We start from the raw sequence: 13,518 nt of genomic DNA, 5'->3' as shown, positions 1-13,518 counted from the left end.
GGGGCTAAAGCAGGCATGGCGAACGGCAAGAGAAAAATCGCGAGGACGAAAAGCCTTGCGGCACTAGCGGCAGTGTTTTCGGCCTGTGTGTGTTTAGGCCCCGGAGTTGCCGGCCGCGCCAACGCACAGGAGAAGTCCATCACTTTAGGCGAATCAGTCCAGCATGTGACCTTGCCTCCGAACGAGACGCTGACGCTCAATACAGGCCAGCCCTTCGGTGATCTTGTCATCGGCAGCGCCGATATGATCGACGTGGTGCCGCTTTCCGACAAGTCGCTGTTCATCCGCGGCAAAAAGCCCGGCGCCACCAATATTTCGGTCTATGGCGACGACAAGTCGCTGCTTGGGGTCATCGACATCCGCGTTGCGAGCGATTTCAGCGAAGTCGCTTCCGCCATTCGCTCTGCCGCGCCCTCGGCTCGGGTCAGGGTCATCAACTCCAACGATCGCATTCGCCTGACAGGCTTCGTCCGTGACGGCATCGAACTGCAGCGGGTGATGGAAATCGCCCAATCCTATTCCGACCAGCCAGTGCTGAACCAGTTGCGCGTCAGTGACAGCCAGCAGGTGATGCTGGAGGTCCGTGTCATCGAAGCCTCGCGCCAGACGGGTCGTGACCTCGGGATCGGTTGGTCCGGCTATGGCAACAACAATCGCATCGGCAAGGCAACGGCCAGCCAGGGGATCACCGTTGATGACAACGGCAACTTGGCCCGTACCCTCCTTGATCCCAAGGGTGCGGCAACGGGTGCGTTGCCCTTCGGCCAGCTGATCGCCAAGGTGTTGGAAATCTCCGGCGGCCACATCGACGTTGTGATCAACGCCCTCGAGCAGAAGGGATTGGTGCGCCGCCTGGCTCAGCCGAACCTCATCGCCATGAGTGGCTCTACCGCCAGCTTTCATGCCGGCGGTGAAGTGCCGATCCTGAAGACGACGAACAACGGCACGACGGTGGCCACAGAGACGGACTATCGCCCATTCGGTGTGCGGCTGACCTTCAAGCCGGTGGTTCTTGATGATGGTCTCATCAACCTGGAGATCGAGCCTGAGGTTTCCGAGATTGATCCGTCGATCAACGTCAACGGCAATCCGGGATTCATCTCGCGCGCTGCCAGCACCACGGTCGCGCTCCGCGACGGCCAGAGCTTTGCCCTGGCGGGCCTGCTGCAGTCGATCAATGCCAAAGACATCCAGCAATTGCCGGGACTCGGGCAGATACCGGTGCTCGGCGCTCTGTTCCGTTCGACCAGTTTCCAGAAGAAGGAATCCGACCTCGTCATCGTCGTCACGCCACACATTGTGCGCCCGGCCCGCCCGGGTGAGGACCTCTACAGTCCGCTCGATCAGACGCGTTCGTCCAACGACGTCGAGCTCTTCGCGCTCGGTGTGCTGGAAGTCGACAAGGACATGCTCCGACGCTTTCGAAATGGCGTAGGTGTGACCGGGCCTTATGGCCACCGTCTCGACTTGAACCAGGGAGTCCAAGCCGTTGCTACAAAACGCTAAGCGCGTCCTTCTCGTCTTTGCGGCCGCCGGCCTCGCTTCCGGCTGCGCCGACTACATGAACCATCGCGACACGATCACCTTCGGGGTCGGCAACGCCGTGGAAGCAAACAAGGCCATCCAGATCGAGGACCCATTCCCGCCGGAAGCCCAGCGAACCCGAATCGCAAGCGACGGCAAGGTGATCCGCAGGGTGGTCACTCAATATCAGAACGGCGGGCTGGGCGTTGTTCAGCCGTCGCCGGCCATGGGGGCGAATGGGGCCTCCAACGGGGCGATCGCCAGCCAGTAGCTGGCGGAAGGCATGAACGGCGCAGCGCGCCGCAGGGGAAATGCACGAAACGGGTCATCACGGCGATAGCGCCGTGATGGGGGGACGCCAATGCTCAGCAGGGTTGTCAGACGGTTCTGGAATGATCATCGTGGCTATGTCATCGCCTTGACCCTCATCGCCATGCCAATGCTTCTCGGCTTTTCGCTGCTGGTCATCGATGTCGGCCGCAGCAGCAACCTGCATACCGATCTCCAGAACGCGGTCGATGCGATGGCGTTGGCGGGGGCCCGGGAACTCGATGGCCGCGATGATGCCATTTCGAGGGCGCAGACGGCGATCGAGAAAATCGCCAATAGCGCGGCTTTCTCCGGCGGCGGGACCGGCATGTCGCTTGGCTCGTATATCAGCGTGAGCTATGACGCCGGCAATGATGCCGGAAGCACGGTTACCGTGCTTTTTCTGAAGAGCATCCCGGCCAATGACGATACGCCCATCCCGGCTTCGATGGAAACGACAGAGCCCAGCGAAGCTTCCTATGCCTGGGTCATCGCCAAGCCGCAAGCGATGCAGACGATCTTTCCGATCCCGGTCGGCTTCAACCGCGATACGATCAACATTGCCGCCGACGCCGTGGCGGTATACCACGCCAGCGCATGCGACGTGACGCCGATCTTTATCTGCAATCCGTTCGAGCCTGCTGGCAACACCAGTGCAAGCGCAGACGCAGCTGCCGCAACCGCCTTGCACACCAATTTTGCGGCCGGCAATCTCTACGGTCGGCAGATCGAGCTTCACAGCACCTCGTCGTCCAGTCCCGGCCCCGGCAATTTTGGCTTCCTGCGGACCCCCTTGGGCAACGGTGCGTCCGTGCTGGCGGAGGCTCTTGCCACCGGCAATCCCGGCGCCTGCTACACACAGGACAATCTTGATACCGAGACCGGCGCAATGGCGGGGCCCATCGAGGACGGGGTGAATACGCGCTTCGGCTTTTACGCCTCCTCGTTCAATAGCGCGAGGGGAGATTATCGTTACCGTCCTGCGCGAAACGTACGCTCCGCTCGGACAACCACCAAGGGAAAGCCGGGCTGCGATACCTATGCTCCGGTCATGGTCGGATCCGTTGTCGGCGATGCGACCAAGGCTTTGCCGCTCGGCTACGGAGCGGCCATGAGCTCGCTTGCCGGCGGCAAGATCAGCAGCGGCAACAATTGGAACTACACGACCTATTGGAATGTCGCGCAGGGCACGGCTGCGCCCTCGGTGAGCACGGTCCTCAGCAACTACTCCAGCTATCCCCCGCAGGCGACCGGAACACCGAGCCAGCCCTCCGCCTACGACGTTTATCGTTACGAGCTTGCTAACCCATCTCTGATCAACCATGCCTCGGCGAATGGCGAAACCGGCAAACCGACAACCGGCGGCCAGTGCTATACCGGCCCGGACCTTTCGAACTATACCGCGGCTGAATATGGTGATCGCCGCGAAATCTTCTCAGCCATCGTCAATTGTGGCTATGAAGCCTCAGTCGGGCATCTGAACGGTCATAAGGCCACCCGCGCCGTGGCCTTCGCGCGCATGTTCCTGACCAAGCCGGCGATAAAGGATTCCAGCGAACGATACCTTTCCCTGGAGATGATCGACATCACCGGCAAGGGTGGTCGCGGTACGGCAGACGAATTCCTGCGGGAAGAAGCGGAGTTGGTCAGATGATGGCGCTCCGCAAGTTTATCTTGCATCAGCTTTGCCTCGGCTTGTGGCGGCGGGATGAGGGCGCAGTGCTTGCTGAGGCGCTGCTCGCGATCCCCTTTGTGACGCTCTTTGCCGCGGCCATACTGGAGTTCGGCAGCATTTTCTGGCAGCGGATGCAGATCGACGCAGGTCTGCGGGATGCTGGGCGTTACCTGTCGCGATGCCGACCGCTGTCGGGAACTTATGTGCCGACATGCAATCAGGCAACGGCAAAGACGATCGCTTTTTACGGAACGCAGACACCTGCGGCAAACGCTCAACCGCGCGTCCCCGGCTGGAACGACCCTGCCGACATTACCATCAGTGCGCCCGATGCCGATGGGAACATTACCATTTCCACTGCGCATCTCTACCAGAGCTCGCCGGTATTCGGCTTTCTTGGAATCGACGCCATCACCCTCAGTTCCTTCCATGAAGAGAGATATATCGGATGGTGATCTTTCGGCAGATCAAGACATTCTGGCGGGATAGCAGTGGTGTCAGCCTTGTCGAAGCATTGCTGACCTTTCCGATCGTCATGCTGGTATTCGCCGCTTTCATCGAGTTCGGCTATGCCATGTCGCAGTGGAATCAGACGGTCAAGGCACTGCAATATGGTGCCCGACTGGCGGCAGTATCAGATCCGCTGACAACCAATTTCAATGCCGTTTTCCCGACCGACGCTGCCGATCCGCTCAACAACGGCAAAGCCACTCCGAACGATGCCACGATATCGTCGACCTGCGGACCGGCTCTTGCCAATTGCAGCATGGCGGCATTGAACCGCATCGTCCTGGGAAGCGATGGCGTTTGCAACGTAGGAACCGATCCGCATCCCGGCATTTGTGACCTTAACTGGCGCATCAACCGGGAGAATCTGGTTGTCACCTATCAGCGATCGGGACTTGGCTATTGGGGCCGCCCTGACGGGCCGGTGGTGACGATGCGGCTGGAGGTGCGCGACATCACCTTCGATCTGCCGATCCTCGGCGGGCTGTTGGGATTGAACGACGTCACCATCCCGGCCCATCCAGTAACGATCACGACGGAAGACCTGAAGACCTGCTCAACCTGCTGATTCCTTAATTAACGCGTAGGAAAGCGAAAATGACAGCGCACATGAACATTGCCGCATCCGCCAAGATCCTGGTTCTCTCCGACGACGCGGCTGCAGCGAGCTTCATGCTCGATACGTTCGGGTCTCTTTCGCGTTATGATGTCCGCCATTTCTCGCTGAAGGCACTCGGAGAAAAGGGCCGGCTCGATCCAACGCAGTTCGACCTGATCGTTCTCGATGTCGACAACGGGGAATTGCTGCAGCAACCGGAGCTCTTCGCGTTTCGTACCAGCTACCGGGACATTCCGCTAGTCGTCGTTTCCGAAGACCTGCCGGACGACATGATGCGGCTGCTCTTCCGCCTGAACGGCAATGACTGGCTGAAGAAGCCGCTGGAGCGCCGCGCCCTCATCGACATGATTTCGACCCATGCGCCAGGCACCGGGGCCAGCGACAGCCGGGTGCATGCCGTGGTCTCAGCCGTCGGTGGCGCGGGCGCCAGCATGATCGCTTCGTCGCTTGCGCATTCGCTGGCTCAGCCGACCAAGAACTCGACGCCGCGGGTAGACCTGTTCGATACGGATTTTTGCTCCGGGGCGCTTGGCTACTATCTCAATCTTGTGAACGACTATGACTTGAAACCGGTGATCGCCAATCCTTCCCGGGTCGATCTTGAATTCATCGATCTCGTCCGAAAGCGGCATCCGGGAGGCTTTTCACTGCTTTCCTTCAAGCAGCCGTCAGTCCTTCTGTCGCCGAAAGGCGGTGAACTCGTGCTGCGTATGCTCGACGTGGCCGCCTTCGAGAGCGACCACACGGTCGTCGACGTCCCCTATTATGACACGCCGTGGAAATACGAGGTGCTCACTTCGGTCAACAGCATCTACATCGTCACCGAAATGACGATTCCCGCGCTTTCCCAAGCCAAGGATTTGTTTACCAATCTGGCGCGGCTGCGAGGCAGTTCGGATCAGATATTCATCGTCATCAACAAATACCGCGCCAAGCTTTTCGGCCTCGGCCTGCGCCGGCAACAGACGGAGAAGATCTTCAAGGGCATCCCGACGCATGTCATTGCGGATGAATGGGATACTTTGAGCGAGGCGGTTAACCGCGGCGTGTTGCCGGCTCAGGTGAATTCCCGCGCGCGCTTCTGCGGCGCGGTCGGTAAACTTGGAGCATTGGTGCGATGAAGGCGATTGACCGTGGCCGCCTAAGGTCCTGCGTTGGCCTTGTGGTTCTGGCCATTCTGGCCGTTGCCGGGGATGCTGCGGCAGGCGGACTTGTGCCTCGAAGCCTTGGGCCGACGACAAGCACCGTGGTGACGATCGAAAGAGGCTACGCCGCTGGAACGATCGTCATCGTCAGCGCGAACCGTACGCTGGATCTCGTGATCTCTGATGGACGCGCGATCCGTTACAAGATCGGCGTCGGACGTGATGGATTTCGCTGGAGCGGGACCGTCAAGGTTGGACGCAAGGCAGAGTGGCCCGACTGGCGCCCGCCTGCTGAGATGAAGGCGCGCGCGGCCGGACTTCCGGACTTGGTACCTGCCGGACCGCTCAATCCCTTGGGCGCTCGCGGGATCTATCTCTTCAAGGGCGGGACCGACACGCTCTACCGCATTCACGGAACGAACGAGCAGTCGACGGTCGGCGATTTCGCCTCATCGGGCTGTTTTCGCATGAGCAATGCCGACGTCATCGATCTCTATGAGAGGGTGAAAGTCGGTTCCACGGTCATTGTAAAATAGTTCAGGGGTGGGAAGCATGGCGAACGGCATCATGGGGCGTTTCTACAAGCATCAGCAGGAGCCTGAAAGCCGGGAACATCCGGAGGCCGCCGACCTGTCTCTCGTCGCAGCTCAGAACATGCCTGCCCGACCGGTCTCTGACAGCGCCACGGCGGGTGGCGATGAGGCGTCGCTCGGGCCGGACATGGTTTCCGAGCGGGTCAATCTGCACCGTTACCTGCTCGATCGTATCAACCTCGGGATACTCGACACGCTCGACAATGAGGAGATCGCGACCGAGATCCGGCCGCTCGTCAAGGACTATATCCGGAGTAACAACTTTCCGCTGAATGCCAAGGAAATCAACGATCTGATCCGCGATATCACCGACGAGATGCTCGGGCTGGGGCCGATCGAGCCGCTGCTGGCCGACGAGACGATCGCAGATATTCTCATCAACGGCTACAGCAGCGTCTATGTCGAGCGGAGCGGCAAGCTTGAAAGCACCGCCGTGCGTTTCAAGGACGAGGACCATCTCCTTCGGGTGATCAACAAGATCGTCTCGGCCGTCGGCCGCCGCGTCGACGAATCGACGCCGATGGTCGACGCCCGCCTCAAGGATGGCTCACGTGTCAACGTCGCCATCAGGCCGATCTCGGTCGATGGGCCGCTCGTTTCCATCCGCAAATTCACCCGCAAGCCGCTGACATTGGAGCGCCTCGTGCAATATGGCGCCATGGCCGATGCGATGCGCATCCTTCTCAGCGCCGCCGTCAAGGGCAAAGTGTCGATGGTCATTTCAGGCGGCACCGGTTCCGGCAAGACCACCTTGCTCAATGCTCTCTCCTCGCAGATTTCTCCAAAGGAGCGCCTGATCACCATCGAGGATGCGGCCGAACTCCAACTGCAGCAACCCCATGTCGGGCGTTTGGAAACCCGACCGCCGACGCTCGACGGACGCAACGAGATCCGTCAACGCGAACTTTTGAAAAATGCTCTTCGCATGCGTCCCGACCGCATCATCGTCGGCGAAGTCCGCGGCGACGAGGCGTTCGACATGCTGCAGGCGATGAATACTGGTCACGAGGGGTCGATGACGACCATTCACGCCAACACGCCCCGCGACGCCGTCGGCCGACTCGAACAGATGGTCGGCATGGCGGGGATGCCGATGTCGCAGTTGAGCATTCGCTCACAGATCTCGTCGGCCATCACCATCATCGTGCAGGTCCAGCGCTTGAGCGACGGCAGCCGCAAAGTCGTCTCGATTTCCGAGATCACCGGCATGGAGGGCGAAGTCGTGCAGATGCAGGAGATTATGAAGTTCAAGAAAATCGGCACTGACGAAGGCGGGCGGATCCATGGCGAATTCCGCGCCACCGGCATCCGGCCGCGATTCGTCGAGGAATTTGCGGAACTCGGGATCGAGATTCCCGTGACAATTTTTGATCCCGGTAAACCGCTCCAAACGGGACCTGTTCAATGACCCTGACTCTCGTTTACGCTGCCGTTTTTACTGCGGCCCTTGTCGCTGTTGAAGCGATTATGCGCGGCTACTTCAAGACATCCGAACGCCACCGCGCCGTGAACCATCGGTTGAGCTTGCTCGAGGTCAGCGATGATCATCGCAAGACCTATAGCGATATGCTCAAGGAGCGCGGTGTCGCCGGCGGTTGGCGACAAACCCCCATGATGCAGCGGCTGCTGCGGTTCTACGCCCAGTCGGGAATCAAGTTCGATGCCAGGCGATTTGCTCTCTTCGCGATCGCTGGCGCACTTTTTACGTGGCTGGCAGTTCAGTTCCTCGTGCCGAGCACTCTGTTTAGAATAATCGTCTTTCTGCTGATCTGCCTGCTCATCCCCGCGTTAGTCGTCTGGCGCGCCCGGGCGAGCCGCATGAAGAAATTCGAGCTGAAGCTTCCTGAAGCGCTCGATGTCGCCAATCGCAGCCTGGCCGCCGGCCACCCGCTGCCGGCGGCGATTTCTTTGGTGGCACGCGAGATGCCTGATCCGATCGGCACCGAGTTCGGCCTCCTCTCGGATGAACTCACCTACGGCGTGACGCTGGACGATGCCCTTGTGAACTTAGCCGATCGGGTCGGGGTCGAGGACCTGAATCTGCTTGCGATATCGTTGAGCGTACAGGCCGGAACCGGCGGCAATCTCGTGGAGATCTTGCAGAACCTTTCGAAAACTCTGCGAGACCGGTCGATGCTCAAGGCAAAGGTCAGGGCGATTTCGTCTGAAGGACGCATCACGGCGATCTTCATGTCGATCTATCCGTTTTTGCTCTACGCGATGATCAAGGCGTTATCGCCGACCTACTTCGACCCCGTCTGGGACAGCGGCCACGGACCTGCCGTTGTGAGCATTCTGCTGGCCATCATGGCGATCGGGAATGTCATTCTCTACAAGATGGTCAACTTCGAGTACTGAGGCGGTCATGTCGAGCGAGTATGGAATCTACCTCATCGTCTTCTTTGCAGTGCTGATATTTTCGGCGGCAGCCTCGGAATTGTTTTTTCGACAGCGCGAGGTCTCCGTTCGGGTGTCGAAGAGCTCGGCGATGGGCGACGACTTCCATGTCGGCGATACGACGATTGCCGATCTCGGCGAGGCGGAAAACCGCCTGATCCGCCGCTATTTCGAAATTACGCGACGTGACACGAATCTGAACTCCACCCAGAACCGGCTGATTCGGGCGGGCTATTTTGCTGCCGGCGCGGTGACCACCTTCCAGGTGGTCCGCGCGGTGATTTGTATCTGCATGCTGGTCGGGGCGGTCTGGGCCCTAAACCGGATCGCGCCGAACATGCCGCAGATAGGCGCCCTGATCATTGCCATGTTTGCTGCGGGCGCGACCTTTATTCTCGTCAACATTTATATCGACCGGCGTGGCACCGCCAAGGAGAGGGAGTACCGCCGCCTCTTTCCCGATTTCATGGATATGCTGATCGTCTGCCTCGATGCAGGGATGAGCATCGAAGCGGCCGCGAACCGTGTTGCCCGGGAATTCGTGGCCAAGCAGCAGGACTTCGGCCTCCATCTCTCGATCATGATGCTGGAAGTGCGGGGCGGCCGGCGACTGCGTGAGGCGCTCGCTAACCTGGCCACCCGCCTGAGAATCGACGAGGCCCGGGCCCTGTCCGTTCTGTTCCGCCAATCGGAGGAGCTCGGGACCAGCGTCACCCAGACGCTGCGGGTCTACAGCAAGGAAATGCGCGACCTGCGTATTGTGCGCGCCGAGGAAAAGGCGAACGCCTTGCCGGTCAAGATGCTGCTGCCGCTGGGCGCGTTCCTTTTTCCGGTAAGCCTCGTCATTGTGCTCGTGCCCGTTGTTATGCGTGTCATCAGTCTTCTTGTCGGCATGAAACCCGGCGGTTAAGCCAAGCGAGGTCGTATGCAGTATTCGCTCGAACAGAATCGTGATGCCATCATTTCCCTCGATCCGCGTATGCCAATGGCACCGGGAAGCATAGAGCAAGCGGGATTGGATCAGTCGTTCTTGCTTCGGCTGGCCGCAAAATGTGCGGCCGAGCAGGATACGACCACGGCCTCTCATCTCGCTGAACGCATGAAATTGCCGAAAGTGATCGTCAATATCCTGATCAAGGAACTGGTGAAACTCGCATACCTCGAGGCTCGCGGCCTGGCGGGTGAGGATGTCAGATCCGATGTTCGATATGCGCTGTCAATGAAGGGGTTCGAATATGCCCACGCCGCGTCGCGCCAATGCCAATATGTCGGGCCGGCGCCTGTGTCGCTCGACGCGTTCTGCCGGCAAATAGGTTTGCAGTCCATCCATCACGAGCGCGTGACCCCAGACCGGCTGACCGACAGCCTTGAGGGGCTGGTGCTCTCGCACACCCTGGTCGAGAAACTCGGCCCGGCCATCAACTCCGGTCGCTCTATCCTGCTTTACGGACCGCCCGGCAACGGGAAGACCAGCATCGCCGAGCGGACGTCGCAACTGTTTCGGCAAACGATCTGGGTGCCATATGCCATCGAGGTCGGCGGTCATGTCATCAGTTTCTATGACGAGGCCGTGCATCACCCCGTATCGGAGGCTGGCACGGAATCCCATTCGAAAGCCGATCAACGATGGATCGAATGCCGCCGTCCGGTGATCAAGACGGGCGGGGAATTGACCCTCGATCAGCTCGATCTCACCTTCAACGCCGGGCCAAATGTCTATGAAGCACCCATACACTTGAAAGCGTCCGGCGGCGTGTTCATCATCGACGACTTCGGGCGTCAGCAAGTGGCGCCACAGGCGCTCATCAATCGCTGGATTGTGCCGCTCGAGCGCGGATATGACTTTCTGACGCTGCACACCGGCAAGAAGTTCAAGGTTCCCTTTGACGAGCTGGTCGTGTTTTCGACGAATATCGCGCCGAAGGACCTCTCCGACGAGGCGGGCTTGCGGCGCCTCAAATACAAGATTTTTGTCAACACTCCGTCGCGCGACGAATATCTCAGAATTTTCAAATCCTACGCCAGCGGCACTGGATTGGTTGTCTCTGACCCAGAGCTGAACTTGTTCTACGATCGCAAGTACAACGGCGATGTGCTAGCGTCTTGCTACCATCCGAAATATCTTCTCGATTTCGTCAGTTCCTACTGCGAGTTTAATGGCTTAGCGCGAATCGCGTCGCTTGATATGCTCGAACGCGCGTGGGAAGGTGTATTTACGTCGGAATGATTGCGGACTTGGCGCTGATCACGGCCTGTTCCTGGACAATGCCAACGCAGATTTGATGACTTACGGGGAGTAAGCGAATGACCGGCATCCCGAATATCGACGTCGAAGTCGACGGCGCAAAACCAAGCCATATGCGAACGCCAGAGCCGAGAGTCTCAAGAAACCCGCTGCTCGTCGGTTTGATCCTCATGCTCCTGCCTGTGAATGCCGGCGTTCTCATTTATACGGCCAAGAACTCGGCCGATGTCCGCGAGAGCCGCGAGACCATCGCTGCGCTTAAAAGGTCCATCGATGGCCTGAGAGGACAAATGGAAAAGCAGTCGCGCAACATCGCGGAGAATGCCAAGGCCGACGAAGTCGCACTGATCCGCCAGGAGATGGATAGCCTGCAAAAGTCCATTCTGTCGATCAACGAAGGAATGCGCAACGACATGAGCGGTGCACGCATGGGTTCAGCTTTGGTCCTCAGTGCACCCGGCAAGGAACCGGCACAGTTTTTCGCACCCCGTGGCGTGTCAGCGGAAACACAAACTGCAGATAGCACCCTTGCGTCGATCGAAGCCGGCGGCATTTCCGTCAGTAACCTGCCGCGTTACGAACGCACACTCTCACCGGAAGGCAAGCTCATTCTTCGGAAGGCACGGTAAACTCCGACTCGCCGAAATCTCCAAAGCAATCGGTGGACGCCGCCCGGGGCGCCGTGCCGCTGCTCATATCTAGGGCGTTCTCATCTCGACGCAGATTGCCGATCGCTGAAGGACCGATTACCGCTGAGCATACTTCACGCTGTTCTTCATCAGTTCGAGATTACGGGCAGTGACTTCGTTTCCGGGATCAAGTTCATAGGCTTTCAGGAAATAGCGCCTGGCGGTACGCAGGTCACCGCGTAACAGGTGAGAATAGCCGATATTGTTGTAGTAGACCGGGGTGTTGCCGATCATCCGCGAGAGTTGCTGATAAGCGCGGTCGGAGGTATCGAAGCGGGCAACCATATCGGCGGAAGCCGCCAAGCCTAACCAGGCGGCCGGGTCTTCCGGAAAAACGTCAACCGCTCGCTTGTAGATGGCGTAGGATTTTCCGTAATTCTTTTCCTGAAACTGCAGTTTGCCGTTGGTTATCAGCTCGTCGTTCTTGTAGAAGGCGACGGCCGAGTCATCCTGGAGAGTTTTTGCGCTGTCGCCGTAAGCAGCCAGACCATCAACGCCGGATGACTGGCAACCCGCCAAAATCGCTCCGGTCGCCAGCAAAAAGGCAATGCATTTAGTCCCAGCTCTGATCTGCAGCATTGGCAATTTGATCCCCATCAGACATTCTTACCCAAGACTCGGATGCGTTCAGTGGCATCATCGTGAAAAAAAGCTAACAACTCAAGAATTTAAGCAGATACTCACAAAAAAGGCGACAGAGGCGGTCTTCGCTGGCTTGCGCCATGGGCAATAAACGCCAACTACTCGGGGTAGGCAACATGTGCGCCCCAAAATCTCGGCCTGATAGAAAAACTTGGCGGCGCATGTCGTTCACCAACTCCGCTTAGAGCAATTCCAGGAAAATTATGAAACGGTTTTCCCAGGCAAAGCGCGAAGCGCCTTTGCCGGGAATTGCGTAAAAACAAAAACTTGGAGCGGTGCTGCGCTTCCGTGAAAAGCCGAACCGCTCTAGTCCTTGGCGCTGAGGATCTCGATCGTCCGCTCGTCGAATTTTCCTTGATAAAAACGGTCGATCGCCCGGTGGAAGGGCGACCCCTGATCGCTGATCGCTGCAAACAAGGTCATCGATGAGCGCAGCTTGAGATCATCAGGCGAGCCGAGGATGTCATGGGCCGATCGGCCGTCGATCGATAAAAGAGCCTCGACGCAGCGCAGCAGCCGGCTTGAGAGCGTGGGATCGGCGAGATAGGCGGCCGCTTCCCCGGCCGAGCGTATGGCATATTTTTCCGCCATTGCAGAAGTGCCGAGCCCAGCGATCTGCGGGAAGATGAACCACATCCAATGAGACGTTTTCCGTCCGGCCTTCAGCTCGGAAAGCGCCTGCTCGTAGACGCCGTTTTGGGCATTGACGAAACGTTCGAGATTGTAATCGATCTTGCCGGCCATGGTTCTTCCCTTTTGCTGTCAACGCAGCTTGAGTCAGAGGGGCTCCATGCCCGGCGAAGAAATTTCTCCCTGGGCGAACAACAATGTCGCCCGGGGTAGTCGGCTTGCTGTCAGCAGACCCGTTCAGCATAAGGGCTGCTGTCACGGCAATGGCCGTAAGGCTGATGATGCGGCGTATCGCCAGGGGTGGCAGCAATGGCCGATGTCGTCACCGGATCCGTCACGTTGGAAGAATATGCGGCAAAACCAACAAAGCTCAAGACAACCAACGCTGCGACCACCACGATGCGCTCGAAACCGGAAAGTTTCTGCGCGCTGACATGTTCCACATAGTCACGCTCGCCTGGACCGAGAGATTCGTCCTCTTTCACGTGGAGGGTCACCATGTCTTGGCGACGGCTTAAAGTTTCACAATCTGTCATTTTTAAT

The 13,518-nt window shown here is 58.8% G+C and carries 15 protein-coding genes; 12 read left to right on the top strand and 3 right to left on the bottom strand.

From position 1 onward, the window contains the following. Window positions 1–15 precede the first annotated feature (15 nt). From AC13QO_RS06510 to AC13QO_RS06455, 12 genes are all read left to right on the top strand, one after another. Window positions 16–1,506 carry a type II and III secretion system protein family protein gene (locus tag AC13QO_RS06510; RefSeq protein ID WP_097600795.1) on the top strand — a complete coding sequence of 497 codons (1,491 nt, stop codon included), beginning with the start codon at window positions 16–18 and terminating at the stop codon, window positions 1,504–1,506. After that, on the top strand, window positions 1,490–1,795 hold the full coding sequence (locus AC13QO_RS06505) for a hypothetical protein (RefSeq protein ID WP_085781103.1): 306 nt from the start codon (window positions 1,490–1,492) through the stop codon (window positions 1,793–1,795). The genes AC13QO_RS06510 and AC13QO_RS06505 overlap by 17 nt, the downstream gene beginning before the upstream one ends. Before the next feature lie 90 nt (window positions 1,796–1,885). Then, window positions 1,886–3,487: a TadE/TadG family type IV pilus assembly protein gene (locus AC13QO_RS06500; protein WP_488540219.1), complete on the top strand. Its 1,602-nt coding sequence runs from the start codon at window positions 1,886–1,888 to the stop codon at window positions 3,485–3,487. After that, entirely contained in the window at window positions 3,484–3,963 is a 480-nt protein-coding gene (locus AC13QO_RS06495; protein ID WP_488540218.1) for a TadE/TadG family type IV pilus assembly protein, read from the top strand. The genes AC13QO_RS06500 and AC13QO_RS06495 overlap by 4 nt, the downstream gene beginning before the upstream one ends. Continuing rightward, on the top strand, window positions 3,957–4,583 hold the full coding sequence (locus AC13QO_RS06490; protein ID WP_488540217.1) for a TadE/TadG family type IV pilus assembly protein: 627 nt from the start codon (window positions 3,957–3,959) through the stop codon (window positions 4,581–4,583). Before AC13QO_RS06495 ends, AC13QO_RS06490 begins: the two co-directional genes overlap by 7 nt. Window positions 4,584–4,612: 29 nt before the next feature. Then, on the top strand, window positions 4,613–5,755 hold the full coding sequence (locus AC13QO_RS06485; RefSeq protein WP_085781107.1) for a response regulator/pilus assembly protein: 1,143 nt from the start codon (window positions 4,613–4,615) through the stop codon (window positions 5,753–5,755). Further along, a complete protein-coding gene (locus AC13QO_RS06480) occupies window positions 5,752–6,315 on the top strand; it encodes a L,D-transpeptidase (protein ID WP_488540216.1) in 564 nt (187 codons plus the stop codon). Before AC13QO_RS06485 ends, AC13QO_RS06480 begins: the two co-directional genes overlap by 4 nt. Window positions 6,316–6,331: 16 nt before the next feature. Further along, on the top strand, window positions 6,332–7,780 hold the full coding sequence (locus tag AC13QO_RS06475) for a TadA family conjugal transfer-associated ATPase (protein WP_488540215.1): 1,449 nt from the start codon (window positions 6,332–6,334) through the stop codon (window positions 7,778–7,780). Beyond that, a complete protein-coding gene (locus tag AC13QO_RS06470; RefSeq protein WP_488540214.1) occupies window positions 7,777–8,730 on the top strand; it encodes a type II secretion system F family protein in 954 nt (317 codons plus the stop codon). The genes AC13QO_RS06475 and AC13QO_RS06470 overlap by 4 nt, the downstream gene beginning before the upstream one ends. A gap of 7 nt (window positions 8,731–8,737) precedes the next feature. Further along, on the top strand, window positions 8,738–9,679 hold the full coding sequence (locus tag AC13QO_RS06465; RefSeq protein ID WP_488540213.1) for a type II secretion system F family protein: 942 nt from the start codon (window positions 8,738–8,740) through the stop codon (window positions 9,677–9,679). Between the two features lie 15 nt (window positions 9,680–9,694). Continuing rightward, a complete protein-coding gene (locus AC13QO_RS06460; RefSeq protein ID WP_488540212.1) occupies window positions 9,695–10,996 on the top strand; it encodes an ATP-binding protein in 1,302 nt (433 codons plus the stop codon). A 77-nt stretch (window positions 10,997–11,073) separates the two neighbouring features. Next, complete coding sequence (locus AC13QO_RS06455; RefSeq protein ID WP_183701124.1) at window positions 11,074–11,643, top strand: hypothetical protein; 570 nt, start codon at window positions 11,074–11,076, stop codon at window positions 11,641–11,643. A 117-nt stretch (window positions 11,644–11,760) separates the two neighbouring features. Here the strand turns inward: AC13QO_RS06455 and AC13QO_RS06450 are convergent, their stop codons facing one another. The 3 genes from AC13QO_RS06450 to AC13QO_RS06440 form a co-directional block, all read right to left on the bottom strand. Beyond that, window positions 11,761–12,282, bottom strand: coding sequence for a tetratricopeptide repeat protein (locus AC13QO_RS06450; RefSeq protein WP_097600785.1), 522 nt, complete (start codon window positions 12,280–12,282; stop codon window positions 11,761–11,763). Between the two features lie 369 nt (window positions 12,283–12,651). Continuing rightward, entirely contained in the window at window positions 12,652–13,089 is a 438-nt protein-coding gene (locus AC13QO_RS06445) for a DUF1810 domain-containing protein (RefSeq protein WP_488540211.1), read from the bottom strand. A 110-nt stretch (window positions 13,090–13,199) separates the two neighbouring features. Beyond that, window positions 13,200–13,475, bottom strand: a complete 276-nt coding sequence (locus AC13QO_RS06440; protein WP_285195281.1) for a hypothetical protein — start codon at window positions 13,473–13,475, stop codon at window positions 13,200–13,202. Window positions 13,476–13,518: the final 43 nt, after the last annotated feature.

The sequence above is a fragment of the Rhizobium sp. CNPSo 3670 genome, from assembly GCF_057784555.1.
The sequence above is the reverse complement of the archived record's forward strand: the minus strand, read 5'-3'. Positions and strand labels throughout refer to the sequence as shown.

Coding starts and splice junctions, on each gene's coding strand:
- AC13QO_RS06510 (WP_097600795.1), top strand. CDS start 16: ATGGCGAACGGCAAGAGAAAAATCGCGAGGACGAAAAGCCTTGCGGCA.
- AC13QO_RS06500 (WP_488540219.1), top strand. CDS start 1,886: ATGCTCAGCAGGGTTGTCAGACGGTTCTGGAATGATCATCGTGGCTAT.
- AC13QO_RS06495 (WP_488540218.1), top strand. CDS start 3,484: ATGATGGCGCTCCGCAAGTTTATCTTGCATCAGCTTTGCCTCGGCTTG.
- AC13QO_RS06490 (WP_488540217.1), top strand. CDS start 3,957: ATGGTGATCTTTCGGCAGATCAAGACATTCTGGCGGGATAGCAGTGGT.
- AC13QO_RS06485 (WP_085781107.1), top strand. CDS start 4,613: ATGACAGCGCACATGAACATTGCCGCATCCGCCAAGATCCTGGTTCTC.
- AC13QO_RS06480 (WP_488540216.1), top strand. CDS start 5,752: ATGAAGGCGATTGACCGTGGCCGCCTAAGGTCCTGCGTTGGCCTTGTG.
- AC13QO_RS06475 (WP_488540215.1), top strand. CDS start 6,332: ATGGCGAACGGCATCATGGGGCGTTTCTACAAGCATCAGCAGGAGCCT.
- AC13QO_RS06470 (WP_488540214.1), top strand. CDS start 7,777: ATGACCCTGACTCTCGTTTACGCTGCCGTTTTTACTGCGGCCCTTGTC.
- AC13QO_RS06465 (WP_488540213.1), top strand. CDS start 8,738: ATGTCGAGCGAGTATGGAATCTACCTCATCGTCTTCTTTGCAGTGCTG.
- AC13QO_RS06460 (WP_488540212.1), top strand. CDS start 9,695: ATGCAGTATTCGCTCGAACAGAATCGTGATGCCATCATTTCCCTCGAT.
- AC13QO_RS06455 (WP_183701124.1), top strand. CDS start 11,074: ATGACCGGCATCCCGAATATCGACGTCGAAGTCGACGGCGCAAAACCA.
- AC13QO_RS06450 (WP_097600785.1), bottom strand. CDS start 12,282: ATGCTGCAGATCAGAGCTGGGACTAAATGCATTGCCTTTTTGCTGGCG.
- AC13QO_RS06445 (WP_488540211.1), bottom strand. CDS start 13,089: ATGGCCGGCAAGATCGATTACAATCTCGAACGTTTCGTCAATGCCCAA.
- AC13QO_RS06440 (WP_285195281.1), bottom strand. CDS start 13,475: ATGGTGACCCTCCACGTGAAAGAGGACGAATCTCTCGGTCCAGGCGAG.